Source organism: Halobellus limi, assembly GCF_004799685.1.
Taxonomy (GTDB): Archaea; Halobacteriota; Halobacteria; order Halobacteriales; family Haloferacaceae; genus Haloquadratum; species Haloquadratum limi.
Genome location: NZ_CP031311.1, coordinates 594,265 through 618,760, shown reverse-complemented (window position 1 = coordinate 618,760; position 24,496 = coordinate 594,265). Strand labels below are relative to the sequence as shown.

The following is a 24,496-nucleotide window of genomic DNA, read 5'->3' as shown; positions in this document are numbered from 1 at the left end:
TGATTCAAACGATCATCGTCGCCGTCGAGGCGATGCTCCCGAAGCGCTCGGCCACTTCGCGCGCGATGGGACCCTTGATCTCGGTCCCGCGAGGCTCGTCCATCTCGTCGATGATGACGGCGGCGTTGTCCTCGAACTTCACGCGCGTCCCGTCCGGCCGGCGGATCGGCTTCCGCTGGCGGACGACGACGGCCTGCAGCACCTGGCGGCGCATCTCCGGCGTCCCTTTGGTCACCGAAACGGTGACCTGGTCGCCGATGCCCGCCTTGGGGTGTCGGTTCTTGGTTCCTGAGGAACCCTTCACGCTGATGACCTTCAGCTGGCGCGCGCCAGTGTTGTCGGCGCACGTGATGAGCGAGCCCCGTTCGAGGCCTTTCGTGACGTCGGCTTTCAGCGCCTCCATCACTCGGCACCTCCGAGGGTCTCGACCACGACGTGGGCCTTGGTCTTCGACAGCGGTCGGGTCTCTGCGATACGCACCGTGTCGCCTTCCTCGAGGTCCACGCACGGGGGTGCGTGGGCCGGAATGCGACTACGCCGCTTCATGTAGCGGTCGTACTTGGGAACGTGAACGTCGTATTCACGCTCCACGATGACGGTTTTCTCCATGTCGGTGGAGGCGACCGTTCCTTCGAGCGTCTGTCCGCGCACGGAAAGCGTTCCGTGGAAGGGACAGTTCTCGTCGGAGCAGGTCTCCTCCGGTTCTTCTACGTTCAGTCCTATCGCCATAATGTGTCACCTGCCTTCTCGGTCCGCAAGGCGGGTCGTGAGAGCAGACGTGTGCCATCCACCGTAACGTAGGCCACGCCCTCGCAATTCTCGGCGTTCCGCCGAGAAGCGGCTGCGGCGTCCGCAGCGCGCCGACCAGACTGACCGGCCTCGAATCCGCCGGCAGTTTCCGATCGAAGTTTGGACGCGGTCCCCGACGCCTTCGCGGCGTCGGCGGCTTCATCTGTGCGTCCGGGCCTCTCGTCCCGGCTGGGGAGCGCGAACTCGAACGTCGTGCCCCCCTTCGGCACCTGTTTCACCCGAGCGCGACGCGTCTCGGTCGCGTCGTCGGCATCGCCGCCGACGGCAGTCGCGGTCGCGTCGCTCTCGACGGCGACCGCGTCCGCGTCGCTTCCGCTGACGTCGACGTGCAGCGTCCGCATCGTCTCGACGACGACGCGACCCTCGATCCCGACGAGGTCGGGGTTGGGCGCGTCGACGACGGCCACGCGGAGGCCGTTGAGTTCGTGTCGCGTCAGCGTCTCGGGTGTCAGTGCCATTGGTCTATTCGAGGTCGCCTTCTTCGGCCTGGATCGTCTTGATCCGCGCGATCGTCCGCTTGAGTTCGCCGACGCGACCCGGGTTCTCCGGGGCGCCGCCGGCGGCCTGCACGGCCTTCGTGTTGAGCAGTTCGGTCTCGAGCTCTTCGAGCTCGGCCTCGCGCTCTGCGGCCGTCATATCGCGGATCTCTTCGGGGTAGAGGATCGCCATTATTCGTCGTCCTCCGTTTCGTCCTCGGAGTCGTCGGCGTCAGCCGACTCCTCGTCGGCCTCTTCCATCTCGTCGAGGAGCTCCTCGGCTTCCGCCTCGACCTCCTCGTCGAGTTCGTCGAGTTCCTCCTCGACGTCGGCCTCGTCGGCCTCTTCGGCGTCGCCCGTCTCGACGGGCTCCTCCTCGGTCTCGTCGATGACTTCCTCGACAACCTCCTCGTCGATGACCTCCTCGGGGGCCTCGTCGGGGACCTCGACGTCCTCGTCGGCCTCGCCGACGTCGGGGACCTCCTCGGGCTCCTCTTCGAGGAGCGATTCGACGCCCTCGCTCTCTGCGACCTGCTCGACGGGTTCGACGTCGACGTCCTCGTGGATCTCGAAGTCGTCGGGCAGCTCGGCGCCCGGCGGGATGATCTTCACGGTCACGCCGATCGTGCCGAGCTTCATCACGGCGACGCCCTGGCCCTCGTCGACGATCTCCTGGGCGGGTTCGCCGTTGTGCTTGATGTAGCCGCGGTTGAACTTCTCGACGCGCGAGCGCGCACCCGTGACCTTCCCGCTCAGGACGATCTCGGCGCCGAGTGCGCCGGACTCCATGATGCGGTCGATCGTGGTGTGGCCCGCCTTGCGGAAGTACCAGCCGCGCTCGAGTGCGTTGGCCAGTCGGTCCGCGACGATGCGGGCGTTCAGGTCGGGCTCGTCGACCTCCTGAACGTCGATCTGGGGGTCGTCGAGGTTGAACCGCTCTTCGAGTTCGCGGGTGACCTTGCGGATGTTCTTTCCGCCCTTGCCGATGACCATCCCGGGCTTTTCGGCCTTCAGGACGATCTGGGTCCCCATCGGCGTCTTCGCGACGTCCATCCCGCCGTAGCCGGCGCGACCGAGTTCGTCGGCGAAGAACTCGTCGATCTGGGAGCGCTGCAGCCCGTCTTCGATGAACTGGTGTTCGTCGGCCATTAGGCTTCGACCTCCTCGGGTTCTTCGACGATGAGTTCGACGTCACAGACCGGCGTGTTCCACGGGTCGGCGCTACCGAACGCGCGGGGTTTGCGGCCCTGTCGTTCGCCGACCTTGTGGGCGGCGACGTGTTTGATCGTCATCTCCGCGGCGTCGAACCCCTGTTCGTCGGCGTTCGACGAGACGTTCTCGAGGAGTTCGAGGAACGCCTTCGAGGCCTTCTCGGGGTAGCGGCCCGCGTCCCAGCCGTCGATGTCGGAGCGGTGCCCGACGCCGGTGTTGTGCTGTCGGAACGGGACGGACTGCTTCTCGTCGATGACGTCCTGGAGGTACTCCTCCGCGTCGCCGACGGTCTTCCCCTTGATCTCACGGGAGATGGCCTTGCTGTGCTTCAGGCTGATGGGCCGATCGCGGAGCATCCCCTTGGCGGTGGTCTCCGGGTCGGCCTCGACGCTGTAGTTGATACCCATGGTTTATTTGAGCGGCACGAACTTCGAGGACCGGGTCGCGCCGATGCCGGCCTGACCGTGTTCGACCGACGTTCGGGTCAGCTGGAACTCGCCCAGGTAGTGCCCGATCATCTCGGGCTCGACGCGGACGCGCTCGAAGGACTGCCCCGTGTACACCTCGAACGTCTTCTCGACGAATTCGGGGAGGACGGGCATGTCCCGAAGGTGGGTCCGGATCGGATCGTTGGCCGTCTCCTGGACGCCGGCCTCGCGGGCCTCCTCCAGCAGTTTCTCCTGTTGGACCGAGAGTCCTCGTTCGATGGTTCGCCGCTGTCGAGCGGGGAGCAGTTCTGCGACCTCGTCGAGCGACATCTCCTGCAGCTCGTCGAGCGTGTGACCGCGGTAGGTGAACTCACCCTCGCGGCCGGTGCGGTATTCCGAACTCATTAGTTATCCTTGCCTCCTTTGCCACCGCGACCGGTGCGCTTCGAGGCGATGTCGCCGACCTTCCGTCCCGGCGGGGCGTCCCGCGAGACGGACTTCGGCTGACCGGGGTGCTGGCGGCCGCCGCCACCGAACGGGTGGTCGACGGCGTTCATCGCGACACCGCGGACGCGCGGCCACTTGATGCCGCGCGCTTTCATCTTGTGGTGCTTCTTGCCGGCCTTCACGAACGGCTTCTCCGTCCGACCGCCGCCGGCGACGACGCCGACGGTGGCGCGGCACTGCGGGTTCAGCCGCTTGACCTCCCCGGAGGGGAGCTTCACGACCGCGACGCGGCGGTCGTGGGTCATCAGCTGTGCGCTCGTCCCGGAGGCCCGTGCGAACTTCCCGCCGTCGCCGGGCTGACTCTCGACGTTACAGACGGGAACTCCCTCGGGGATCTCCGAGAGCGGGAGCGTGTTACCGGGTTTGATCTCCGCGCTGACGCCGACCTGGATCGTGTCGCCGACGGCGACGCCCTCGGGCGCGAGGACGAGCCGCTGATCGCCGTCCTCGAACTCGACGGCGACGACCGGGGCGCTGCGGGCGGGGTCGTGCTCGATGTCGACGACCGTCCCGGAGATCGTGTCGCTCGATTCGTCCTTCTTGTGCGAGAGTTCGGCCTTGTAGCGGTGCGACGGCGCCCGGAACGTGGACGTGCCGCGCCCGCGACGCTGGCCCTGAATTCGTCGTCCCATGTTCAGAACACCCCGATTCGCGAGGCGACTTCCTGCGCGTCGTCGTCCTCGTGGAGTCGGACGGTCGCCTTCTTCTCGCCTCGTGGCGTTATCTGCGTGTTCACGTTCACGACGGACACTTCATAGCGCGATTCGACCTCGTCTTCGATCTCCGCCTTCGTGGCGTCGAGGTCGACGATGAACTGGAGCTTGTTGTCGAAGTCCATCTCGTCCATCGCCTTCTCGGTGACGAGGGGGTGCTCGATGAGCGAACTCATCGGTCCGCCACCTCCTCGACCGCGCTCTCGGTGAACAGCGTGAGCCGACCGGCCTGCGTGCCGGGCGCGAGGTCCTCGGCGCTCACGTTGGCCGCGGTGACCACGTCGGCGCCGGGGAGGTTCCGCGCCGCCTTCGAGGGCTCCTCGCTCGTGACGAAGAGGATCGACTTCGGACGCGTGTACTTCCGTCCGCGGGTCTTCCCGCGGCCGGCCTTCACCTTCTTGTTCTCGTCGGAGTGCTCGACGTCGGCGTGGACGCCGAGCGATTCGAGCAGGTCGACGACCTCGCGGGTCTTGATCAGATCCTCGAAGTCGTCGGAGACGACGAGCGGGAGTTCGACGTCGTCGTCGAACCGGTGACCGCGCTCGCGGGCGAGCTCTTCGTCCGTCGTGGCGGCGATCGCCGAGCGGACGGCGAGCTTTCGCTCCTTGTCGTTGATCTCCTTGCCCTGGTCCTTCTCCGCCTTCGGCGGGTGCGCCTTCCGGCCCTTGACGGCGTGAGGGACGCGTCGGGCGCGCCCGTTCTCGCGGGGGACGTGCGCCATCCCGCGGCCGCTGCCGAACGACTCGGCCGGAGTTCGCAGCCCCGCGTAGGGGTCGGCACCGTACGCCTGTTTCCGGTTGGCCTGCGCGGCGACTACGGCTCGCTCGATGAGGTCTGGACGGTACGGGGTCTGAAAGACCTCCGGGAGGTCGAGCGTGCCGGCGTCGTCGCCGTTCAGGTCGCGAATTGTTGCCTTCATGTTCTAGCCCTGGTTCGATTCCGTCGACACGTAGCGCACCTCGGGGTCGAGACGCGGCTGGTCGCCGGGGCGGACGGCGGGACGGAACCGCAGGAGGCGCTTGTCCGGGCCCGGCAGGGAGCCCTTGACGAGCGCGTACGGTCCGTCGACCTCGCCGTAGCCGACGAAGCCGCCGTCGACGGTCGGTTCTGAACCCTCACCGATGTCGATGAGGCGCTTGTTCAGTTCGGTTCGCTGGTGGTAGCCCGTCTGTCCCTGCTGGGGGACGGTCGAGCGCACGCGGGAGGGGTTCCACGGACCGAGGTTGCCGATCCGGCGCCGCCATCCCTGGCGGGCGTGTTTGCCCTTCCGCTTCTGGACGCCCCACCGCTTGACGGGGCCCTGCGTCCCCTTCCCCTTCGTGACGCCCGCGACGTCGAGGTACTCGCCGGCGCGGAAGACGTCGGAGAGTTCGTGCTCGCCGCCCTCTCCGACGAGGTCGAGCGCGAAGTCGACGCGCTCGTCGACGGATCCGCCGCCGACGCGCGTCTCCATCACGTCGGGCTTCTTCTTGGGGACGTTCTGCATCTCGCTCGGAACGGTGTGGGTGATGAGGCGCACGTCGTCGACGTCGCCGGCCTCGACCGCGGCTCGGAGGTCGTCGGCGTCGTCGTCGAAGGTGTCCTCGTTCGGGAGGTCGAGCGTGCGGTCGAGGTTCTCCTCGAACTCGCTTCCCCACACCTCGGTGAGCGGCTTTGCTCCGTACGGCGTGTCTTCGTAGGCTCGAAGGGCGACGGCGCGCATCGGCGGCGTCTCGACGACGGTCACGGGCACGGCCTCCTCCATCCCTTCGCGGGGGAGTTGGACTCGTCGTTGACCATCATCACCTGGGTCATTCCGGCCTTGTAGCCGGCGAAACCCTGGATTCCCGGGGACCCGTCGTCGTCGGGCCACGACCGGATGCGTGGGACCTCCTTGGCCGCACGCTTACGCGGGCTGAAGCCCATCGAACCTTTTCGTGGTCTGCTTGGTTGTGGCATGTGTTCACTCCGTGAGTGTCAGGGGCGAGAGGGAGGCGAACATCGCTTCCTCGGTTCGCACCACCTCGCTGCCCTGTCGCGGAATCGTATTCAGCCAGAGATCGAACCCCGGACCGTCTGCGGGTTCGACCGCATCCTCGACGTCGACGCCGAGGATGGCCGGAAGCCCACGACCGGGCGACCCGAACGCGACTGTCGCGCCCTCGCGCTCGATACGCGAGGCGAGCTGCGGCAGCCACGAGGTGGTCAGCGCTTCGCCGTGGCGGGACGTCGCGATCGCGACGCCCGCGTCGGCGCGGCCGAGTGCTTCCTCGAGGTCCGTGCGGGACACGTCGAAGCCCGGAACGGGCTCGTCGACGATCCGCGCACGGACCGGTTCTCGCGAAGAGATCCTGATGGCGACGCGCGTCCCCTCCTCCACCTCCATCGACGGAGGTGCGAGCAGCGAGACCGGGTGTTGCAGTTCGCAATTGACCCGAACGCGGCCGTCAGGTCCGACCTCGGTCACGATTCCCTGTGTTAACGACCCCGAACCGTCTGATTCGGAGCCGGTCATAGACGGGACGCGGAGGGGCGGGAGGACGCCGACGTACTCGAGTTCGTCGCGTCGCCCCCACAGTTCCTTTCGGAGGTGTGGGGGCGTGGCGGCGTACCGCAGCACCGTCGCGACGAACTCGCCCCCCCAGCGTCGCTCGCCTTCCCGGTCGGGGAAGACGACGAGCCGATCCGCCCGGAACACCGTCGCCGCGCGGGCGACGTAGCCGAGTTTGCGAGTTGCCTCGCGTTTGTCCTCGGCCTCCCGGACGAGAGAGGACGGCACGAGTACGGTCAGCGTCATACCGGTCCCTTCAGCGTCACGTCTAGACTGTACTTCCGATACCGGAGCGGACCCTAAAAGAGTAGCGAAAGCTAGCGGGGGCTGTGAGCCGTTCACACGGCCGTCCGCGGCGGTTTCGTGGTCCGCCGACCCGTGGTAGATTGCCCCACGCCATCCGGCGGTTTTTCTCCCGGATTCGCAAGTCTTATTTACGAATCCCGTCTTCTCAGAAATGCAGACGCAGACCACACACGCGCTGGTAGTGTAGTGGTATCACGTGACCTTGCCATGGTCACAACCTGGGTTCAAATCCCAGCCAGCGCATCACGCACCCACCTTTTTCCGCCTCGGGTTCGCTTCGCGAACCACTCGGCGCAAAAACCTGGAGGGAAAAAGAGCCGCGAGGCTCGCTCTGCTCGCCTCGCGGTACTACTTCTGGAATCCACTACAGAATGTGAACCCGATGAGGAACAGGGGAGTCATCGAGGACTACTTCGAGGTGTTCTGATTCTCCGTATCTTTATCCGATTGCCCGAAAAAGCAACTCGAAATGACGCTTCGTGAGGAGTTATCTGAATACACGGAACGCTCTGCGGGCCTTATCGAGAACTCTCCACAGATGGACGAGGAAAACACCAAGCGGAAGATTATCGAGCCGCTGATCGAACTCCTCGAATGGGACGTTCTCTCGTCAGACGTCGAACTGGAGTATTCCGTCCAAATGGGGTCGGGGACGAAGAAGGTGGATTACGCGCTCAAGCGGGAAGGAACGCCCGTTGTGTTCGTCGAAGCGAAAGGGTGTGACACGCCGCTTGATCAAAGCCACGAGAATCAACTGAAAAGCTATATGCGGCAAGTCGGCGTCGATTGGGGACTTCTCTCTAACGGACGCACGTTCGAGATCTACCGAAGAGATCTATCCAGCAACAGGCCGAAGGAAATCTCTCTCGCGGAGTTTTCCATCGACAACGTGCCGGACAACGAACATCCTCTCAAAGCACTCTCACGGGAATCTATCGACTCCGGAGAGTCCCAACAGATCGCAGAGAAGATCGAAGCAGTACAGAATGCGGTTGCTTCCCTCCGAAGTAACAAGGAAGATCTCGCAGAGGACGTAACGGGCGTAGTTACGGAAACTTCCGGGAACGCGGTGTCACAGCAGGTCGAGAACGAAGCGAAGGGGTTCATCGATGATTTGATTGAGACGCTGGAAGAACAGGCCCACCGGACAGCCGTTATCCAAGAACTTTCGACTGGTGCCGGCAAACCAGAAGACGGAGAGTACGTGATTCGACTTATTCGAGATGGTGGAGAAGTATATCGGGTATCTGAGGATTTACAGTCCGAAGCGATGGGATCACTCGTCGAGTACCTCATCCAGCAGGAAGGGCTTATGGACGAGATCGAAATTCCGTATGTCCCGGGTACGGGACGGGGGAGTCGTGCCCTTCTGAACAATAAACCCGAGCATCCGAATGGTTCCCAGATGCGAGGGCAACAGCAGGTGTCGGGAGGGTACTATTTGCTCACGAACTTGAGCTCCGGTGACAAGAAGCGGTACGTATCGGAGCTTCCGGCGAAAGTGGGTCTAGAATGCGAGTTCGCCGGTGGTTGGTGATTTCGAACGCGTCTCGAAAAACTGGATCAAAAAGAGCGTGAGGCTCGCTACCGTCGCCGGCGCGGAGCGCCGGCTTCCAGCGGGACCTTCGGTCCCGCCCGGCTCGCCTCGCGGTACTACTTCTGGAATTGTTGTCCAGTCAGCAAACGTTGCTCTGTATTGTCCCCGCGCCGAACGCTCACAGCGCCCCCACCACGAAGAAGATCACGAGCGGAACGCCGACGGCGACGGCGGCAGCCCCGCGAGAGATATCCGCGTCTTCACTGAGACCGGCGGAGAGAATCGACCATTGCCAGCCGAGCGTGAGTAGCGAGACGACGAGCAGCACGGGCTCGACCGAGGCCAGCGCGGTCTCCAGAACCGTGACGGCGCGTTCCGGGTCCGTGATCGTGAGGTCCCGGAGGACGTACCAGAGCCCGGCGAGGCCGGCGACGACCCGCAGGAACTCGGGGAGCGCCGCCCAGCCGGCGAGTGCGGCCGTTCCGGCGAAGGAAGGATCACCGGCCGCCAGCCGTCCGCCGGCGAACAGGACGAGGGTCCCGACGATCCACAGGACGAACGGGCCGACGAGGCCGATCCAGAGGTAGTCGTCGACGGCCTCGCGGATCAACTGCCCCGCGTCGCGTTCGACCGTCGCCGGCTCGTCGCAGTTCTCGCCGAACGGCGAGTCGGGGTCGTCCTCGTACTGCTCACAGATGGTCTCGGGCGGGCGGTCCGGGTTGTCCATCGTGACCGTGGCGTCGACCGCACCCGCGAGCATCGAGCCAACGAGGAGCAGGGCGGCGGTGAGGGCGACCGCGAACAACACGACCAGCGCCGCGGCGACCGGCAGGGTCTCCGACGGCGGCCGCTCCTCGAAGAACCGGGTCGGCGACAGGGCGAGCTGTCGGAGGGGGCGAACGAGGGGGACCATATCGGTTGAACGCTAGCCCGGATACGGAATAAATGTCTTTCCGCCGCGGCCTGTGGTTCGCACCGGTGGGGTTCCCGAGAGAGCTACGTTTTAGTACCGAACCGTGAAAACGTCAACGCGTATGAACGGAAACCGCTTCGCCGTCGCCCTCTTCGGCCTCCTCGTCGCCGTCGTCATCGGCTTCCTCGCCTACCAGTTCATCGCCCCGCTGACCGTCTCGGTGTTCCTGTACTACTCGACCCGGCGGTACCACCAGGCGCTCAAGCGCTTCCACCTCCCCGCGAACGTGCGCGCAGTCATCGTGATGTCGTCGCTCGCGGTTCCGCTGATACTGCTCGTGAGTTACGCCACGGTCCTCCTCATCATCGAGGCGCGGCAGTTCATCGAGGACTACGCCCTGATCGACGTCGCCAACGAGAACCTCGAGTGGTTCGGCGGGATCAACGAGATCCCCGAGTTCACCGTGCAGGGGCTCTACGACGCGTACCAGTCGGGCGATCTGGCACCCTTCATCGACTTTGCGACCCAGCACGCGGAGTTCCTGACCACGCTGGTCTCGGGGTTCTTCCTGAACATGTTTATTGTCGTGATCGTCACCTACTACCTGCTGGTCGACGGCGACAGGATCAGAGCGTGGCTCAACGAGTTCGGCGAGGACGCCATCGTGCGGGAGTACCTCGACGCCGTCGACGAGGAACTGGAGGCGGTCCTGTTCGGGAACCTCCTGAACGTGCTGGCCGTCTCGCTGATCGCCATCGGCTCGTTCAGCGTCTACAACACGTTCGTCCCCGCCGCCGCCGAGGTTCCGTACCCCGCCCTCGCCGGCGCGCTCACCGGCATCGCGAGCCTGATCCCCGTCGTCGGGATGAAGATCGTCTACGTCCCGTTGACGCTCGTCACCGCGGTTCCGATCGTCCTCGGCGGCGACCCCGCGAACCTGGCGTACGTCGGGGCCTTCTTCGTCGTCGCCGTCGTCGTCGTCGACACGATCCCCGACCTGGTGCTCCGCCCGCTGCTGTCCGGCAAGCGAACGCACGTCGGCCTGTTGATGCTCGCCTACACGCTGGGGCCGGTGGTGCTCGGCTTCTACGGCCTCTTCTTCGCGCCGATCGTCCTCGTCGTCGGGTTGACGTTCGCGGACACGGCGCTCCCGCCGCTTCTCGACCCGGAGAACGAGGTGGGCGCCTCGGAGAGCGCGACGGGCGAACGGGAAACCGAGACGGCCCCAACGGACGAAGGCGGAACGCCGGAAGCCGGCGACGAAGTCGGTGAACCTCTCTGACGACGCCGTCGGATAGTTTCTTTTCTAATTCCCAACAGATAGGAAGCGCACGCGGGGAATTAGCCCGACGGGCGCGTGGGTTCACGCGGTGAGAGACAATGCCAATCGAAGACCTAGCCCGCAGCGACGTCGTAACGGCCGATCGCGACACGTCGGTCGCCGCGCTCGCGACCGCGATGCGAGACGAGGAAGTCGGGAGCATCGTGATCACTGACGGCGAAACGCCGGTCGGGATCGTCACCGACCGGGACCTCGCGGTGCGCGTCCTGGGGGCCGGCGCGGATCCCGAAACGCAGACGGCCGCGGACGTGATGAGCGGAGACCTGTGTCTCGTCGACCGCGATGCCGGGTTCTACGAGGCGGCCGAACTGATGAGCGAACACGGTGTCCGACGCCTGCCCGTCCGGGACGGCGATTCGCTGGTCGGAATCATCACCGCCGACGACCTGACCGAATTGCTCGCAGACGAAGAGCAGAAACTCGCGGAGATCATCCGGGCCCAGCGGCCGGCGTACTGACCCGGATCCCCCGGCGGTCCGCCACCTCCCGTGGCGGACTACTCGGCTCCGAGCAAGCGTTTTGCGCCCCGGCGTCGAATCGGTTCGTATGACAGTCGTCGCACTACTGAGCGTCGCGCCCGTGATCGAGGGGAGTATGTCCGAAGAGGTCGCCAAGGCGGTCGACGCGTTGGAGGGGTTCGACGTGGCGTACGAGACGAACCCGATGGGGACCGTGATCGAGGCCGACGACGTCGGGACGCTCTTCTCGGCCGCCGAAGCCGCCCACCGGGCCGTCGACGCCGACCGAGTGAGCACGGTGTTGAAGATCGACGACAAGCGGGCGAGCGACGCACGCGCGAGCGAGAAAGTCGAGGCGGTCGAGACCCACCTCGGGCGGTCCGCGCGGGGCGACGGCGAGTGAGACCAGCGATGATCAGCCAGCAGCCCTGATTCCGGCCCAGGCGGGGGTCACTCCCGCCGGAGGGCGAGAAGCGCCGCCCCGGCGAGCGCGACGAGCGAGGCGAGGACGCCGAACCCGGGCGTCGTCGTCCGCGTCTGCACCGTCGGGATCTCAGTCGTCGTCGCGATCGGCGTCTCGGTCGTCGTGGTGGTCGTCGCAGTCGTGGTCGCCGTCGTCGTTGTCGTCGTCTCGGCGGGCGTGTCGGTCGTCGCCGTCTCGATCACCGGCTGAACCGTCCCGTCGACGCTCAGTTCGGAGGCGGGGCCGATGTCGTCGACGTTGATCGTGTACGCGTCGCCGGGGGTCGTGTCGTTGAACGACAGCGTCACGAGGAACTGCCCGTCGGCGTCGACGGTCGTCGTCGCGGTCTTCAGGAACGCCGGGCGGACGCCGTCGGCGCTCCGAACGCGGACGTTCACTTCCGTCCCGGGCGCGACCGTCGCCTCGCCGAAGATCTCCTGACCGCTCACCTCGGTGACGTTGAACGGCTCGTTCATGTCGAACTCGGGTTCGGTCAGCGAGTGCGTGGTCTCGACGACCTCGTCCTCGCCGTCGGCCGTCAGATCGAGGTCGTTCTCGTCCTCGCCGAAGACGGTGAAGGTGGCTCGGAGGCTGTCGTCGGCGTCGACGGTTCCGGTCTCGTCCTCGTCGGGGTCGATCGCGCCGTCTCCGTCCTCGTCGCGGACGCCTTCGAGTTCGTCCTCGCCGGTCTGGGCGACCACGTAGTAGGTGTCGTTCGCCGAATCGGCGACGACCTCCGCGTTGGAGCTATCGAAGTCGAGCAGGAGGGGATCGCGGTTCGGGCCCGGATCCTGCTGTGCGACGGTGAACCGGGCGGCCGGCTCGTCCTCGCTGCCGTTCGCGAACTCGAAGAACTCGTCGGTGACGGTGTCCTCGCCGCGGGCGTCGAGCGCGCCTTCGAGTCCCGAGGCCTCGATCTCGTAGACGACGGTGTCGCCGACGGCGATGTCGGAGTCTTGCGTCACCCACTCCTCGTCGATGCCCTCGCGGAAGTCGGCGCCGGTGTCGAGGTCGCCGTAGCGGCTCCGCGGCGCAGTCCAGGTGCGGAGCGCGGTCGTCGAACGCTCTTCGAGCGAGAGCAGTTGGACGTCGGTCTCGCGACCCTCGGTCTCGACTGACATCGGGTACGCCTCGGCGTCGAGGAGGTCCGAGACGCCGATGCTCACCTCGCCGTCGACGACCTCGGCCTCGTCGTCGACGCTGAACAGGTCGTTCGAGCCGTCGAACGATCCGGTTTCGACGTTCGACGCCTCGTAGCTGTTGAAGTACACGGTCACCTCGCCGTCGGCGTCGTCATCGTCCTCGCGGACCGTCACGCTCGCCTGGTAGCCGGCCTCGTCGTCGCCGACGGTCAGCGTCGCCTCGCGGGTGTTCCGCAGTTCGATGGGAATCGCAACCACGTCACCGCGGGCTTCGGTGATGACGTCGTTCGGGAGCAGCGCTTCCGTGTCTCCGGCCTCGCGGACGGTGATCGTCTCCGATTCGACGGAGACGCCCGACGCCGTGTCGGTCGCGCGGACCGTGTACTCGCCGGTTTCGAGCTGGAGGGATTCGACGTCGTAACTGAAGTCGCGGTCGCCCTGACCGGAGAGGTCGACGAACCTGTCGTCGACGACGTCGTCGTTATCGTCGAGGAGTTCGAGTTGGATCTCGCGACCGGACGAGCGTGCCTCAACGGTTCCCTCAATATTTTGCAGTGTTGTGACGTTTCGGTCGTCGATGTCGAGCGAGAGATCGAGATTAAGTACTCTGATTGTGGCAGGTCCTTCGGTTCCGATCTCGGCCTCGTAGTCGCCGATATTCTCGCCTTCCGTATCGAAGAGGAAGACGCGGCTGTTGGTTCCGGTCGATCCCTCGAAGAAGTAGTTGTCCGTGTCGTCGTCGGTTCCCTGAAGAGTGACGTCCGTGTTCGAGGAGTCTGCGACGATCGAGACGACCGATCCGCGGTAGGCGGTGACGTCATCGTCCGCTCTCACGGTTGTCGGCGCGAATGTGACGTCCTTATCTCCGGGATTATCGAGAGCGTTTCCATCGGAATCGACGATTCCGTCTTCGAGTCGCAGCGTCAGTCCCTGACTGTACGTATCGTTGAGTTCGATAGTCACCCGACCTTGCGCTTCGGAGACATCCTCAACGATATCGCCCGTCACTTCCACCTCTTCGTCGGTGTAGAGACCGTAATTGTTCTTGAAGCTCTCGTTGTCGATATCCTCGGAGAACGCCACTTCGATTTCAGCGGATCCAGGAGAGGGGACGTACTGAGTGGCGCTGAGGAACTCGGGATCACCGGGCTGGCCGCCCTGGTAGTTGACCGTGAGAGTCTCACTCGTCGAAGCGGACCGTCCCTGCGTGTCGCTCGCTTCAATATCGAGCGTGTACTGTTCTTCTTCCTGCCCCTCGGGTACCGGGGGACTGGTCAGATTCACCGACCCGCTGAGATAGATAGTCTCCGTCGGCGGCGCGTTCGCGACGAGTGAGAGGGAGTTGTCTGACTGCTCGACAGAGTCGTTCAGCACGTTCCCGTCGGCGTCTTCGAGTGCGAAGTTCGTCTCTTCGACTGTGAATTCACCCGGCACCGAGAGCGATACTTCCGTGTCGTCGCTCGTGTTGACACCGGTGAACGAGTAGTTGAACGTGTGTTCGTTCTCGGTTTCCTCGGGGATGTCGTCAACTGGATCAAACTGTGAAACCGTCGTTACGCCGAAGTTCTGGACAGAAATCTCTTCGTTGAGGGACTGGGTATCCCCGTCGTCGTCTGTCCCGTTGAATTTGATATTGTATTGCTGATCAGAGTCGATCGAGGGACTCTCCAAGGTGAGGGAGCCATCAAGGTAGACTGTAGTCGTCGTGGAATTCACCTCGAACGACAACTCTCGGTCGGCCTCAGTTGAGATGGCGTCCAACTGGGCACCAGTCGAATTCTTGACAGTGATATCGTGATCGACGATCGGTGGGTATTCGCCCGGTATGGAGACTGTGAGGGTGGTGTTTCCACTCGTGTTTATACCGGAAAACGAATAGTTGAACGAATGTGTCGTCTCGGTCTCTTCGTAGACCGTATCAGGTGAAAATGACGATTCGGCTGAAACACCGTCGACGGCGGCGACCGACCCGGCGAACGTGACGCTGCCGGCGACGACCGACAGGACCACGAGCACCGCGATCGGAACGGCACCGATTCGGAACGTTGAGCGTGTCATAGTGGGGGGATTAGTGGGGTCCGGACCCACGTACCGTGGGCCCTAGCGGGGAGTCGTCGTCTGTCGACGCCGAGGGGCTGAAACGAGTGGAGGGCTACCGATCGCTTCGTCGGTGCTTCGATTGCCGGCCGGAACCCGCAACCGACCGTCCGATACCGTGAGTTGCAGCCCTCTCGAACGCACAGTCGACTGTCCATTGTTACTATCAGGATACTGTATGATAGGCTTTGTGTGGGACGCCGTGGCGGTGTGGGGTTCGGTTCCACGGCTCCTCGGAATCACCGGCGTTAGCCCGTCTACTGTTATAGAATTTGATAACTGGCGGCTTAGGTTTAATACTGGTAACTGAATATCCCGAAGTAGGCGTCCCACGACGAACTCGCGGTACCGGGCAGAAGCGAACCGGTGGGGAGGGGATACGAACCGCCCCGTGGTGGGATGGCATCCAAAATCCAAATATGAAACTCAAACAACTCTTCACGGACGATTCGGCCGTCTCGCCGGTCATCGGCGTGATTCTGATGGTCGCGATCACAGTCATCCTCGCGGCCGTTATCGGCACGTTCGTGCTCAACCTCGGGCAGGGAATCAACCAGAGCGCACCGCAGGCCAGTTTCGGCTTCGACTACAACGGAACGACGAACGTTACGGTCACACACCAGACTGGCGACTCGATTCCGGGTAATCAGCTGAACGTGACTGCGAGTGGTGGACTCACGTGGAATGAGGGCGCTTCCGATTACTGGACAGGTACCGTTGACGCTGGGACCTCAATCGAGAAGACACCTAACGAAGATTTCGAGGGAGAGACGATCCGCGTCGTCTGGTCCTCCCAGAACGGCGAAAACTCCGCGACGCTGAGCCAGTCCACCGCGCCGGGAGGATCATAAAATATGAGACTCAAAGAGTTTTTCACTGACGACGACGCCGTCTCGCCGGTCATCGGCGTGATCCTGATGGTCGCGATCACGGTCATCCTCGCGGCCGTCATCGGCACCTTCGTGCTCAACCTCGGCCAAGGGATCAACCAGAGCGCACCGCAGGCCAGCTTCGGATTCGACTACAACACATCCACCGATAACGTCACAGTCACGCACGAAACGGGAGATTCGGTTTCCGCAAGTCAGGTGAACGTGACCTCTGATGCCACGATAGACTACGGTAATTCGACGACCTTCGAGAGTCTCGGTGGCGACATCTCCGCAGGAGAGTCAGCCACCTACAATAGCACGGACGATTGGGACGGACAGACCGTTCGCGTCATCTGGAATTCCCAGAACGGCGAAAACTCCGCGACGCTGAGTCAGTCCACCGCACCGAGCGCCTAACCGGGCGAACGGATTTCGGATCCAATACGTTTCTTTTGCGTCGATAACTGTCGTTAGCGCGGCGTACCTACAGATCGACAGTCGCGTCAGAAAACGAAACTTCAGACCGTCGGCGAGCCTTCCGAGGTCCCGACGAGCCACGTGCCGTACGTGAGCAGTCCGGCGCCGATGACGAGCGCGTAGGTGAAGAGCTGTGTGGTGCCCGGGAAGATGCCCGGCAGGAGCAGCAGCGACCCGACGATCATCAGTCCGATCCCGGCGAGCACGCGAGTGCTATCGAACAGTCCCATACCCGTCACTACGGGCCGCGGAATATGGACTTTCCGCTTCTCGGCGTCAGGTCGGCGCGAGCGGTCGTGAAGCGATCGCCTGCGCTGTGGGAAGGGGCTTAAATCGCCAGCGTTCGAGAGAGCCTGTATGAACGCGGCGATCGTCACCGTGGGCAACGAACTCCTCGCGGGCGACATCGAGAACACGAACGCGACGTGGCTCTCGGAGCGACTCACCGAACGGGGCGTCGACGTCGCGCGGATCATCGTGATCCCCGACGACGAGGCCGTCGTCGCCGAGACCGTCCGCGAGTGGGGCGAGCGCTTCGACGCCGTCGTCGTCACCGGCGGGCTCGGCGGGACGCCCGACGACGTGACGATGCCGGCCGTCGCGGCCGGACTGGATCGAGAGCTGGTCGTCAACGCCGTGGCCGAGGCCGACGTTCAGGAGACGCTGGACCGCATCTTCGCGGAGAATCCCGACCTCGACTTCGAGTTGCGGGCGGAGTGGTACGCCTCGATGCCCGAGGGCGCGACGCCGATCCCGAACCCCGAGGGGCTCGCACCCGGCTGCGTCGTCGAGAACGTGTACGTCCTCCCCGGCATCCCCGAGGAGATGGAAGCGGTGTTCGACAACGTCGCCGGTGACTTCGGCGGGACCGTCGCGACGCGGACGCTGTACTCGCCCGAACCCGAGGGCGCACTCGCCGCACAACTCGGCGAGGTCGCCGACGAGTTCGGCGTCCGCGTCGGGAGCTATCCGAACCGGGCGGCCGACGAGACGCGGATTAAGCTCACCGGCGACGACGAGGCGGTCCTCGACGAGGCCGTCGCGTGGCTCCGCGAGAGCGCGGACCTCTCGCTCACCGGGGCAGGCGCCGAACCCGTCGGTGAGAGAGCAGCGGAGCCGGACGGCTGAGGGGTCTCGGCAGAAGTACGAACGCAGTCGAAACACCGCGTCGAGAACCGACCCATCGGGGGGCGGGTCCCGTCCGCGACGCGCGGAAACGGGTCAGCGAGCGTTGGGGAGGCTGGACCGATCGCTCGGCGTGATCGACGAGAGCGTCCCCCGGGACTGGATGATGTTGAACGCCGTGACGAGGTCCGAGCGCGAGATGAGCCCGACGACCTCGCCCGCGTCGTCGACGACCGGGAGCCGGCCGACGTCGTTCCGCTGCATCTCCTCGATGGCGGTCATCGCGTCCGCGTCCGGGGAGATGGTCGTGAGTTCGTTCGACATCACGTCGCCGACGCGGTAGGCGTCGCGTTCGACCTCCTTGACCGTCCGGGCGTCGTCGAGCGTCACCATCCCGACGAGCCGGCCGTTCTGCATCACCGGATAACCGGTGTGCCGTTCGGTGAACATCCGTTCGAGGAGTTCGGCGACGCTCGTGTTCTCGCTCACGACGTCGAGGTCCTCCCGCGGCGTCATCACGTCCTTGACCGTCACGTCCTGGAACGCCGCCTTCATCACCGTCTGCTGGGCCTCCGAGGAGGCGCCGATGTAGATGAAGAAGGCCAGCGCGATCAGGAAGAGGTTGGTGAACAGTCCGAAGATGGCCAGGAGGAAGGCGAACACCTTCCCGACCTCCGCGGCGATCTGGGTCGCTCGCGCGTGGGGACGCGTACGCGCGAGTAGTGCACGCAGGACCCGCCCGCCGTCCATCGGGAACCCCGGGAGCATGTTGAACACCGCGAGGACGACGTTCGTCAGCGCGAGGTAGCCGACGACGAACTTCACGGGATCGAGCGAGGTAGGGAGCACCAGAAAGACGAGATACGAGAGCACGCCGAGCGCGACGCTGACGATGGGGCCGGCGATGGCGATCCACAGCTCCTGCTTCCAGTCTTCGGGCATCTCGGCGAAGCTCGCGACGCCGCCGAAGAGCCACAGCGTGATCGAGTCGATCTCGTAGCCGAAGCGCATCGCCACCAGCGAGTGGCCGAACTCGTGGAGCAGCACGCAGACGAACAGCCCGATCGCCGCGGCCGCGCCCAGCACCCACTGCATCGAGCCCGTCGTGAGCGGCCCGGCGTCGATCGCCGACCCGAAGAGGTCGTTGACGACGACCGCGAGTTGGCCGACGTCGGCCCCGATGAGCCACGCGAACAGCGGCAGAACGATGAGAAACGTGAGATCGAGCTTGATCGGGATCCCGAAGGCGCTACCGATACGGATTCCTCGCATACCGTGGCGTAGTCGGGCACGGGACTTAAGTCCAGCCGCGGCGTCGCCGTCGGAGTTCCGCCCTCGACGTCGCCGCCGCGCGGCGCGACCGATCGGACCGCACGCTCGGAGACGAACCGCTGAAATACCTCCTCGACGTACCGCCGTGCGTGTCACAACAGGTCGGCCGCGTCGACACGCTCTTCCTCCACGAATCCGGCGACGACTTCCTGGTCGTCGTCGAGCGGGACGGCGAGCGCGTCTTCCGCGCGGTGCTCGAACTGAAGGAGACGGACGCCGGCCCCCGCCCCGCGAAGTTCCGGGTCAAGCGCGGGTCCTCCGAGGAGCCGCGCGACCCGAGCCAGTTCGTCGAACTCGCCCGCCGCGCCGCGCGGATCCGCATCTCCCAGCAGACCGCCAAGCACCGCCGAAAAGAGCTACAGGAGATGCTCGACGGCTACCAGCTGGAGGCGCTCGTCGTCCGGACGTGTCGCTACTGCGCCTCCGACGGCCGCTACTCGCCGATCACCGAGGAGACGGCGATCAAGACCGATAGAGAGCACATCTGTCCGGACTGCGCGAAGCGCGAACTGGAGCGCGAACTCGACTTCTCCGCGTCGGGACGGCTCACCGGCGCGGCCCAGGACCGCCTCGAGGACCTGCTGCTCGAAACCCAGGACCTCGATCGGATCTCGAACCTCCTCTCGGGCGGTCTCGACCCCGACCTCACGAAGTTCGACACCGTCAGCGCGACGACCGACGAGGTCGACCTCGTCGAGACGTCGACGCTCGATCTCCACCCCGAACTCCAGCGGCGCGTCGAGGACCGCTTCGACACCCTGCTTCCGGTCCAGTCGCTCGCGGTCGACAACGGCCTCTTCGAGGGTCGCGACCAGCTCGTCGTGTCCGCCACCGCGACCGGGAAGACGCTCGTCGGCGAACTCGCCGGGATCGACCGGGCGCTGAAGGGCGACGGGAAGCTACTCTTTCTGGTCCCGCTCGTCGCGCTGGCGAATCAGAAGCACGAGGACTTCGAGGAGCGCTACGGCGACGTCCTCGACGTGACGATCCGCGTCGGCGCGTCCAGAATCAACGACGACGGCAACCGCTTCGACCCGAACGCCGACGTCGTCGTCGGGACCTACGAGGGGATCGACCACGCGCTTCGAACGGGAAAGGACCTCGGCGACGTCGGGACCGTCGTCATCGACGAGATCCACACCCTGAAAGAGGAGGAGCGCGGCCACCGCCTCGACGGTCTCATCAGTCGATTAAAGTACTACAACGAGCGGCGACAGCGGCGCCGCGAGAGCTACGACGGCGCGCAGTACGTCTACCTCTCGGCGACCGTCGGCAACCCCGAGTCGCTGGCCGAGCGGCTCCGCGCGACGCTCATCGAGTTCGAGGAGCGCCCGGTGCCGATCGAGCGGCACGTGACGTTCGCCGACGGCCGCGAGAAGCCCGACATCGTGAACAAACTGGTCAGACGCGAGTTCGACTCGAAGTCCTCGAAGGGCTACCGGGGACAGACCATCGTCTTCACCAACTCGCGGCGGCGCTGTCACGAGATCTCCAGGAAGCTGGAGTACGACGCCGCGCCGTACCACGCCGGCCTCGACTACGGCCAGCGGAAGCGCGTCGAGCGGCAGTTCGGCGATCAGGACCTCGCCGCGGTGGTCACGACCGCCGCGCTGGCCGCCGGCGTCGACTTCCCCGCCTCGCAGGTGATCTTCGACTCGCTGGCGATGGGCATCGAGTGGCTCTCCGTCCAGGAGTTCGAGCAGATGCTCGGACGCGCCGGCCGCCCCGACTACCACGATCAGGGGAAGGTCTACCTGCTCGTCGAACCCGACTGCGTCTACCACAACTCGATGGAGATGACGGAAGACGAGGTGGCGTTCAAGCTCCTGAAGGGCGAGATGGAGGACGTGCTGACCCACTACGACGAGACCGCCGCCGCCGAGGAGACGCTCGCGAACGTCGTCGTCGCCGGCAAGCGCGCGAAGCGGCTGAACGATCGGATGGTCGGCGACGTCCCGACGAAGCACGCGCTCGGAAAGCTGCTGCAGTGGGAGTTCATCGACGGCTTCGAGCCGACGCCGCTGGGGAGAGCGGTCTGTCGACACTTCCTCTCGCCGACGGACGCCTTCCGCATTCTGGATCTGATTCGCTCGGGCACGGAGCCCTACGAACTGGTCGCCGAGATGGAACTGGAAGACGAGTTCTGAACGGGGACTGTTCCTCGCGGAGAAGACAGTTCCCGGAACGTGAGGCGAGCAATCCCACGGTATTTTGACTCGTCACCCCGACTGACCGCGTGTGACACCGATATCGCCGGGGATCGCCGTCGTCTTCCTCGTCGTCCTCTGCGCGCTCGTGCTCTTCGTCACCGAGCCGGTGCCCGTGGACATCACCGCGATCGGGGTGATGGTGGCGCTGCTGCTGATCCAGCCGGCGTCGTCGACGCTCGTCGCGGTCGGGGCCCTCGCCGAGCCGATCGTCCTGTTCGCCGAGTACCCCGGCGACGCCCTCTCGGGGTTCTCAAGCGGGGCGACGCTGACGGTCCTGGCGATGTTCGTCCTCAGCGACGGGGTCCAGCGGACGGGCGTGATCCAGCGGCTCGGCGCGCGGATCGCCTCGTTCACCGGCGAGAGCCAGAACCGGCAGTTGGGGGCGACGATCGGCGTCGTCGCGCCCATCTCCGGCTTTATCAACAACACCGCGGCGGTCGCGATCCTGCTTCCGATGGTGACGGACCTGGCCGAGCGCGGTGGCACGTCGCCCTCGAAGCTCCTGCTCGCGCTCTCCTACGCGTCGATGTTCGGAGGGATGCTCACGCTCATCGGGACGTCGACGAACATCCTCGCCTCGGAACTGTCGGGGCGACTCATCGGTCGCACCTTCACGATGTTCGAGTTCACACAGCTCGGCATCGTCGTCTCGGTCGTCGGGACGGCCTACCTGCTGACCGTGGGACGGTGGCTGACGCCCGAGCGGATCAAGCCCCGACAGGACCTGACCGAGGAGTTCGAGATGGCCGAGTACCTGACGGAGGTCGTCGTCCGCGAGGACTCCCCGCTCGTGGGCCAGCAGGTGCGGCGGGCGCTCGTCGAGACCGACTTCGACGTCGATCTCATTCAGCTCATCCGCGACGGGGAGGTGTTCCTCGAACCGCTGGGGCCGAAGGAGATCCACGCCGGCGACGTGTTCGCGATCCGGACCGACCGCGACACGCTGGTCGAACTGCTCGACGTCGAGGGGCTCGATCTCGTCCCGACGGCGGTCGACGAGGCCGAGTTGGAGGCCGGACAGACCCGACAGAACCTCGTCGAGGTCGTCGTCGCCCCCGGTTCGTCGCTCGTCGGCGAGTCGCTGGCCTCCGCGAGCTTTCGACAGCGGTACGACGCGACGGTGCTCGCGCTGCGCCGCGGCGGGGAGCTCTTTCGCCGTCGGATGGACAACGTCACGCTGCGCGTCGGCGACACGCTGCTCGTGCAGGCGACAGCAGACAGCGTCGAGCGCCTCGACGCCAACCGCGACTTCATCGTCGCCCAGGAGATCGAACGGCACGACTACCGCGGCTCGAAGACCCCGGTCGCCGTGGGGATCGTCGTCGCCGTCGTGGCGCTGGCCGCGCTCGGCGTCCTTCCGATCGTCGTCTCCGCGCTCGCCGGGGCGCTCGCGATGGTCGCGACGGGGTGTCTCCGCCCGGGAGAGATCTACGAGTCGGTCCAGTGGGACGTCGTCTTTCTCCTGGCCGGCGTCATCCCGCTCGGAATCGCCTTAGAGGCCACCGGCGGGGCCGCGCTCCTCGCGGAGTTCGTCGTCGCGACCGGCGAGGTGCTCCCGCTGGTCGGCGTGTTGGCGGCGTTCTACCTCCTCACGGCGCTCTTGACGAACGTGATCTCGAACAACGCGAGCGTCGTGTTGATGGTCCCCGTCGCGGTCGAGGCCGCACGGGCCCTCGGCGCGAACGCCTTCTCGTTCGTGCTGGCGGTGACGTTCGCGGCGTCGACGGCGTTTATGACGCCCGTCGGCTACCAGACGAACCTGTTCGTCTACGGCCCCGGCGGCTACCGATTCAGCGACTACATCCGCGTGGGCGGGCCCTTACAGCTGGTGTTCGCCGCGGTGACGACCGTCGGAATCGCCGCCATCTGGGGGGTTTGAGGGTCGATCGCGACGCGAACCGAACGAAATCCTTTACTCGGTGACCGTTCCAGAGGTAGTTACGGGACCGTGGGTTAGCCTGGTATACTTCGGGCCTTGGGTGCCCGTGACCCCGGTTCGAATCCGGGCGGTCCCACTTCTACACAGCCCACTCAGCGAGCACCGCATAGCGTGTGCGAGCGATACGTGTCTGTGTTGTGTGGACGCCCCCGCGATTCGAACCCTGGAAGTCGCAACCACGAGCGAAGCGAGTGGTCCGTCTTCCTCCGGTTCGAATCCGGGCGGTCCAACCTTCGACTCCGTCGAAGTGGGAACACGAGGAAGAGCGGAGCGAATCGCGGCAGTCCCACTCTTCTGCTGCCACGTCCGGCCGGGGGCCGGAGTTGTCACAGACGCTCCCCGTCAGGGGTGAAAAAACCTAAACGACCACTCTCCAACTACTGTTCGTATGTCTCTCTCAGACGACGATCGATCGGACGACGGGAGAGTGCTGTCTGAGGGAGAGGCGCTCCGTCGGATGTACCGCATCACGGCGGATCACGAACGGCCCTTCGAGGAGCGACTCCGTGAACTCCTGACGCTGGGGCGGACGTACCTCGGCGTCGAAGCCGGTTTTCTCACCGAGATCTCCGACGGGACGCAGGTGATCGTCGAGGCCAGCGGCGACCACGAGAAGCTACAGGCGGGGGAGTCGTGTCCGTTGTCCAAGGCGTACTGTCGCAAAACGGTAAAGCGCGAGAACGCGCTGACGGTGCAGCACGCCGCACTCGAAGGATGGGAGCGGGACGCCGCCTACGAGGAGTTCGGTCTCGAATCCTACATCGGGACGAAGGTCGTCGTCGACGGCGACGTGTACGGGACCTTCTGCTTCGCCGATTCGGAGCCTCGCGAACGGGAGTTCAGCGAGGACGAGGAGACCTACGTCGAACTGATGGCCGAGTGGGTAAGCTACGAACTCTTCCAACGACAGGCCACCGCGCGGATCGAGAGGCAGCGCGACCAGTTAGAGGAGTTCGCGAGCGTCGTCTCACACGACCTCCGGAATCCGCTCAGCGTCGCCCAGGGCTATCTCGACCTAGCGGAGGAGGCGGACGATCCCGAACACATCGAGCGGTGTCGGGACGCGCTCGATCGGATGGACGCGCTGATCGAGGACCTCTTAGTGCTCGCGCGGGAGGGCGAGGAGATCACGGACACGGAGTCGATAGACCTGGCCGCCCTGGTCAGCGAGTGCTGGTCGCACGTCCGATCGGCGGACGCGACGCTCGAAGTGGAGAACAGCCTGGAGATCGACGGGGACCCGACCCGACTGCAGCAGCTGTTCGAGAACCTGTTCCGGAACGCGATCGAACACGGCGGTGCCGACGTGACCGTCCGGGTCGGCACGCTGTCGGAGGGGCGGGGAATCTACGTCGAAGACGACGGCGCCGGTATCCCGGAAGCCGACCGAGCGCACGTGTTCGAGGACGGGTACTCCACCGAGGAGGACGGTACCGGCTTCGGACTGTCGATCACGAAGAAAGTCGTGGACGCGCACGGGTGGGACGTCGCCGTCTCGGCGGGAAGCGACGGCGGCGCGCGGTTCGAGATCACCGGCCTCGACGAGGGCGAGAGCGATAGTAGCGTTTGCAGCTGATCACCCATCCGATCGTATTCCGTCGTGCGAT

25 protein-coding genes, 2 tRNA genes and 1 pseudogene are annotated in these 24,496 nt (G+C 65.1%); 12 read left to right on the top strand and 16 right to left on the bottom strand.

All coding sequences use genetic code 11. From position 1 onward, the window contains the following. Window positions 1-4: 4 nt before the first annotated feature. From DV707_RS03160 to DV707_RS03105, 12 genes and pseudogenes are all read right to left on the bottom strand, one after another. Window positions 5-403, bottom strand: coding sequence for a 50S ribosomal protein L14 (locus DV707_RS03160; protein WP_103990654.1), 399 nt, complete (start codon window positions 401-403; stop codon window positions 5-7). After that, complete coding sequence (locus tag DV707_RS03155; RefSeq protein WP_103990655.1) at window positions 403-729, bottom strand: 30S ribosomal protein S17; 327 nt, start codon at window positions 727-729, stop codon at window positions 403-405. Before DV707_RS03155 ends, DV707_RS03160 begins: the two co-directional genes overlap by 1 nt. Beyond that, entirely contained in the window at window positions 720-1,268 is a 549-nt protein-coding gene (locus DV707_RS03150; RefSeq protein WP_103990656.1) for a ribonuclease P protein component 1, read from the bottom strand. Before DV707_RS03150 ends, DV707_RS03155 begins: the two co-directional genes overlap by 10 nt. Window positions 1,269-1,272: 4 nt before the next feature. Continuing rightward, window positions 1,273-1,479 (bottom strand): 50S ribosomal protein L29, encoded by a 207-nt coding sequence (gene rpmC / locus DV707_RS03145; protein WP_103990657.1) that lies wholly within the window; start codon window positions 1,477-1,479, stop codon window positions 1,273-1,275. After that, window positions 1,479-2,435 (bottom strand): 30S ribosomal protein S3, encoded by a 957-nt coding sequence (locus DV707_RS03140; RefSeq protein ID WP_103990658.1) that lies wholly within the window; start codon window positions 2,433-2,435, stop codon window positions 1,479-1,481. The genes rpmC and DV707_RS03140 overlap by 1 nt, the downstream gene beginning before the upstream one ends. After that, on the bottom strand, window positions 2,435-2,905 hold the full coding sequence (locus DV707_RS03135; RefSeq protein WP_103990659.1) for a 50S ribosomal protein L22: 471 nt from the start codon (window positions 2,903-2,905) through the stop codon (window positions 2,435-2,437). The genes DV707_RS03140 and DV707_RS03135 overlap by 1 nt, the downstream gene beginning before the upstream one ends. A 3-nt stretch (window positions 2,906-2,908) precedes the next feature. Next, window positions 2,909-3,331 carry a 30S ribosomal protein S19 gene (locus DV707_RS03130; RefSeq protein WP_103990660.1) on the bottom strand — a complete coding sequence of 141 codons (423 nt, stop codon included), beginning with the start codon at window positions 3,329-3,331 and terminating at the stop codon, window positions 2,909-2,911. Continuing rightward, on the bottom strand, window positions 3,331-4,065 hold the full coding sequence (locus DV707_RS03125) for a 50S ribosomal protein L2 (RefSeq protein ID WP_103990661.1): 735 nt from the start codon (window positions 4,063-4,065) through the stop codon (window positions 3,331-3,333). The genes DV707_RS03130 and DV707_RS03125 overlap by 1 nt, the downstream gene beginning before the upstream one ends. A gap of 2 nt (window positions 4,066-4,067) precedes the next feature. Further along, the gene (locus DV707_RS03120) at window positions 4,068-4,322 is read right to left on the bottom strand and encodes a 50S ribosomal protein L23 (protein WP_103990662.1); all 255 of its coding nucleotides are present in this window, start codon (window positions 4,320-4,322) and stop codon (window positions 4,068-4,070) included. Next, a complete protein-coding gene (gene rpl4p / locus DV707_RS03115) occupies window positions 4,319-5,065 on the bottom strand; it encodes a 50S ribosomal protein L4 (protein ID WP_103990663.1) in 747 nt (248 codons plus the stop codon). Before rpl4p ends, DV707_RS03120 begins: the two co-directional genes overlap by 4 nt. A gap of 3 nt (window positions 5,066-5,068) precedes the next feature. Continuing rightward, window positions 5,069-6,084: pseudogene (locus DV707_RS03110) on the bottom strand (50S ribosomal protein L3). Window positions 6,085-6,088: 4 nt separating this feature from the next. Beyond that, on the bottom strand, window positions 6,089-6,922 hold the full coding sequence (locus DV707_RS03105) for a putative RNA uridine N3 methyltransferase (protein WP_103990665.1): 834 nt from the start codon (window positions 6,920-6,922) through the stop codon (window positions 6,089-6,091). A gap of 232 nt (window positions 6,923-7,154) precedes the next feature. Between DV707_RS03105 and DV707_RS03100 the strand changes: the two genes are divergently transcribed. Both DV707_RS03100 and DV707_RS03095 read left to right on the top strand, forming a co-directional pair. Next, window positions 7,155-7,225, top strand: a tRNA-Gly gene (locus tag DV707_RS03100). A gap of 226 nt (window positions 7,226-7,451) precedes the next feature. Next, complete coding sequence (locus DV707_RS03095; RefSeq protein ID WP_103990666.1) at window positions 7,452-8,519, top strand: type I restriction enzyme HsdR N-terminal domain-containing protein; 1,068 nt, start codon at window positions 7,452-7,454, stop codon at window positions 8,517-8,519. 178 nt (window positions 8,520-8,697) lie between these two features. On the opposite strand, the gene DV707_RS03090 is transcribed toward DV707_RS03095, so the two are convergent. Then, window positions 8,698-9,432 carry a YIP1 family protein gene (locus DV707_RS03090; protein WP_103990667.1) on the bottom strand — a complete coding sequence of 245 codons (735 nt, stop codon included), beginning with the start codon at window positions 9,430-9,432 and terminating at the stop codon, window positions 8,698-8,700. Between the two features lie 121 nt (window positions 9,433-9,553). Between DV707_RS03090 and DV707_RS03085 the strand changes: the two genes are divergently transcribed. The 3 genes from DV707_RS03085 (at window position 9,554) to DV707_RS03075 (ending at window position 11,635) form a co-directional block, all read left to right on the top strand. Then, the gene (locus tag DV707_RS03085) at window positions 9,554-10,714 is read left to right on the top strand and encodes an AI-2E family transporter (RefSeq protein ID WP_103990668.1); all 1,161 of its coding nucleotides are present in this window, start codon (window positions 9,554-9,556) and stop codon (window positions 10,712-10,714) included. 98 nt (window positions 10,715-10,812) lie between these two features. Beyond that, on the top strand, window positions 10,813-11,232 hold the full coding sequence (locus DV707_RS03080; protein ID WP_103990669.1) for a CBS domain-containing protein: 420 nt from the start codon (window positions 10,813-10,815) through the stop codon (window positions 11,230-11,232). Window positions 11,233-11,320: 88 nt separating this feature from the next. Next, window positions 11,321-11,635, top strand: a complete 315-nt coding sequence (locus DV707_RS03075) for an MTH1187 family thiamine-binding protein (RefSeq protein WP_103990670.1) — start codon at window positions 11,321-11,323, stop codon at window positions 11,633-11,635. A gap of 47 nt (window positions 11,636-11,682) precedes the next feature. Here DV707_RS03075 and DV707_RS03070 read toward each other — a convergent pair whose 3' ends face one another. Further along, complete coding sequence (locus tag DV707_RS03070) at window positions 11,683-14,553, bottom strand: DUF7827 domain-containing protein (protein WP_136361791.1); 2,871 nt, start codon at window positions 14,551-14,553, stop codon at window positions 11,683-11,685. 800 nt (window positions 14,554-15,353) lie between these two features. Here DV707_RS03070 and DV707_RS03065 point away from each other — a divergent pair. Together DV707_RS03065 and DV707_RS03060 are read left to right on the top strand one after the other, a co-directional pair. Next, complete coding sequence (locus DV707_RS03065) at window positions 15,354-15,785, top strand: type IV pilin (protein WP_103990672.1); 432 nt, start codon at window positions 15,354-15,356, stop codon at window positions 15,783-15,785. Between the two features lie 3 nt (window positions 15,786-15,788). Continuing rightward, window positions 15,789-16,223, top strand: coding sequence for a type IV pilin (locus DV707_RS03060; protein WP_103990673.1), 435 nt, complete (start codon window positions 15,789-15,791; stop codon window positions 16,221-16,223). A 101-nt stretch (window positions 16,224-16,324) separates the two neighbouring features. Here DV707_RS03060 and DV707_RS03055 read toward each other — a convergent pair whose 3' ends face one another. Continuing rightward, complete coding sequence (locus tag DV707_RS03055; protein ID WP_103990674.1) at window positions 16,325-16,513, bottom strand: hypothetical protein; 189 nt, start codon at window positions 16,511-16,513, stop codon at window positions 16,325-16,327. A 127-nt stretch (window positions 16,514-16,640) separates the two neighbouring features. Here DV707_RS03055 and DV707_RS03050 point away from each other — a divergent pair, with 127 nt between their 5' ends. Further along, window positions 16,641-17,411 (top strand): competence/damage-inducible protein A, encoded by a 771-nt coding sequence (locus DV707_RS03050; RefSeq protein WP_103990675.1) that lies wholly within the window; start codon window positions 16,641-16,643, stop codon window positions 17,409-17,411. 93 nt (window positions 17,412-17,504) lie between these two features. On the opposite strand, the gene DV707_RS03045 is transcribed toward DV707_RS03050, so the two are convergent. Beyond that, a complete protein-coding gene (locus DV707_RS03045) occupies window positions 17,505-18,680 on the bottom strand; it encodes a CBS domain-containing protein (RefSeq protein ID WP_103990676.1) in 1,176 nt (391 codons plus the stop codon). Window positions 18,681-18,829: 149 nt separating this feature from the next. On the opposite strand from DV707_RS03045, the gene DV707_RS03040 reads away from it, so the two are divergent. The 4 genes from DV707_RS03040 to DV707_RS03025 all read left to right on the top strand — a co-directional run bounded on the left by DV707_RS03040 (window position 18,830) and on the right by DV707_RS03025 (window position 24,465). Beyond that, the gene (locus tag DV707_RS03040) at window positions 18,830-20,887 is read left to right on the top strand and encodes a DEAD/DEAH box helicase (RefSeq protein WP_103990677.1); all 2,058 of its coding nucleotides are present in this window, start codon (window positions 18,830-18,832) and stop codon (window positions 20,885-20,887) included. A 91-nt stretch (window positions 20,888-20,978) separates the two neighbouring features. Continuing rightward, window positions 20,979-22,829, top strand: coding sequence for an SLC13 family permease (locus DV707_RS03035; RefSeq protein ID WP_103990678.1), 1,851 nt, complete (start codon window positions 20,979-20,981; stop codon window positions 22,827-22,829). 63 nt (window positions 22,830-22,892) lie between these two features. After that, a tRNA-Pro gene (locus tag DV707_RS03030) sits at window positions 22,893-22,965 on the top strand. Between the two features lie 312 nt (window positions 22,966-23,277). After that, window positions 23,278-24,465 carry a sensor histidine kinase gene (locus DV707_RS03025; RefSeq protein WP_103990679.1) on the top strand — a complete coding sequence of 396 codons (1,188 nt, stop codon included), beginning with the start codon at window positions 23,278-23,280 and terminating at the stop codon, window positions 24,463-24,465. Window positions 24,466-24,496: the final 31 nt, after the last annotated feature.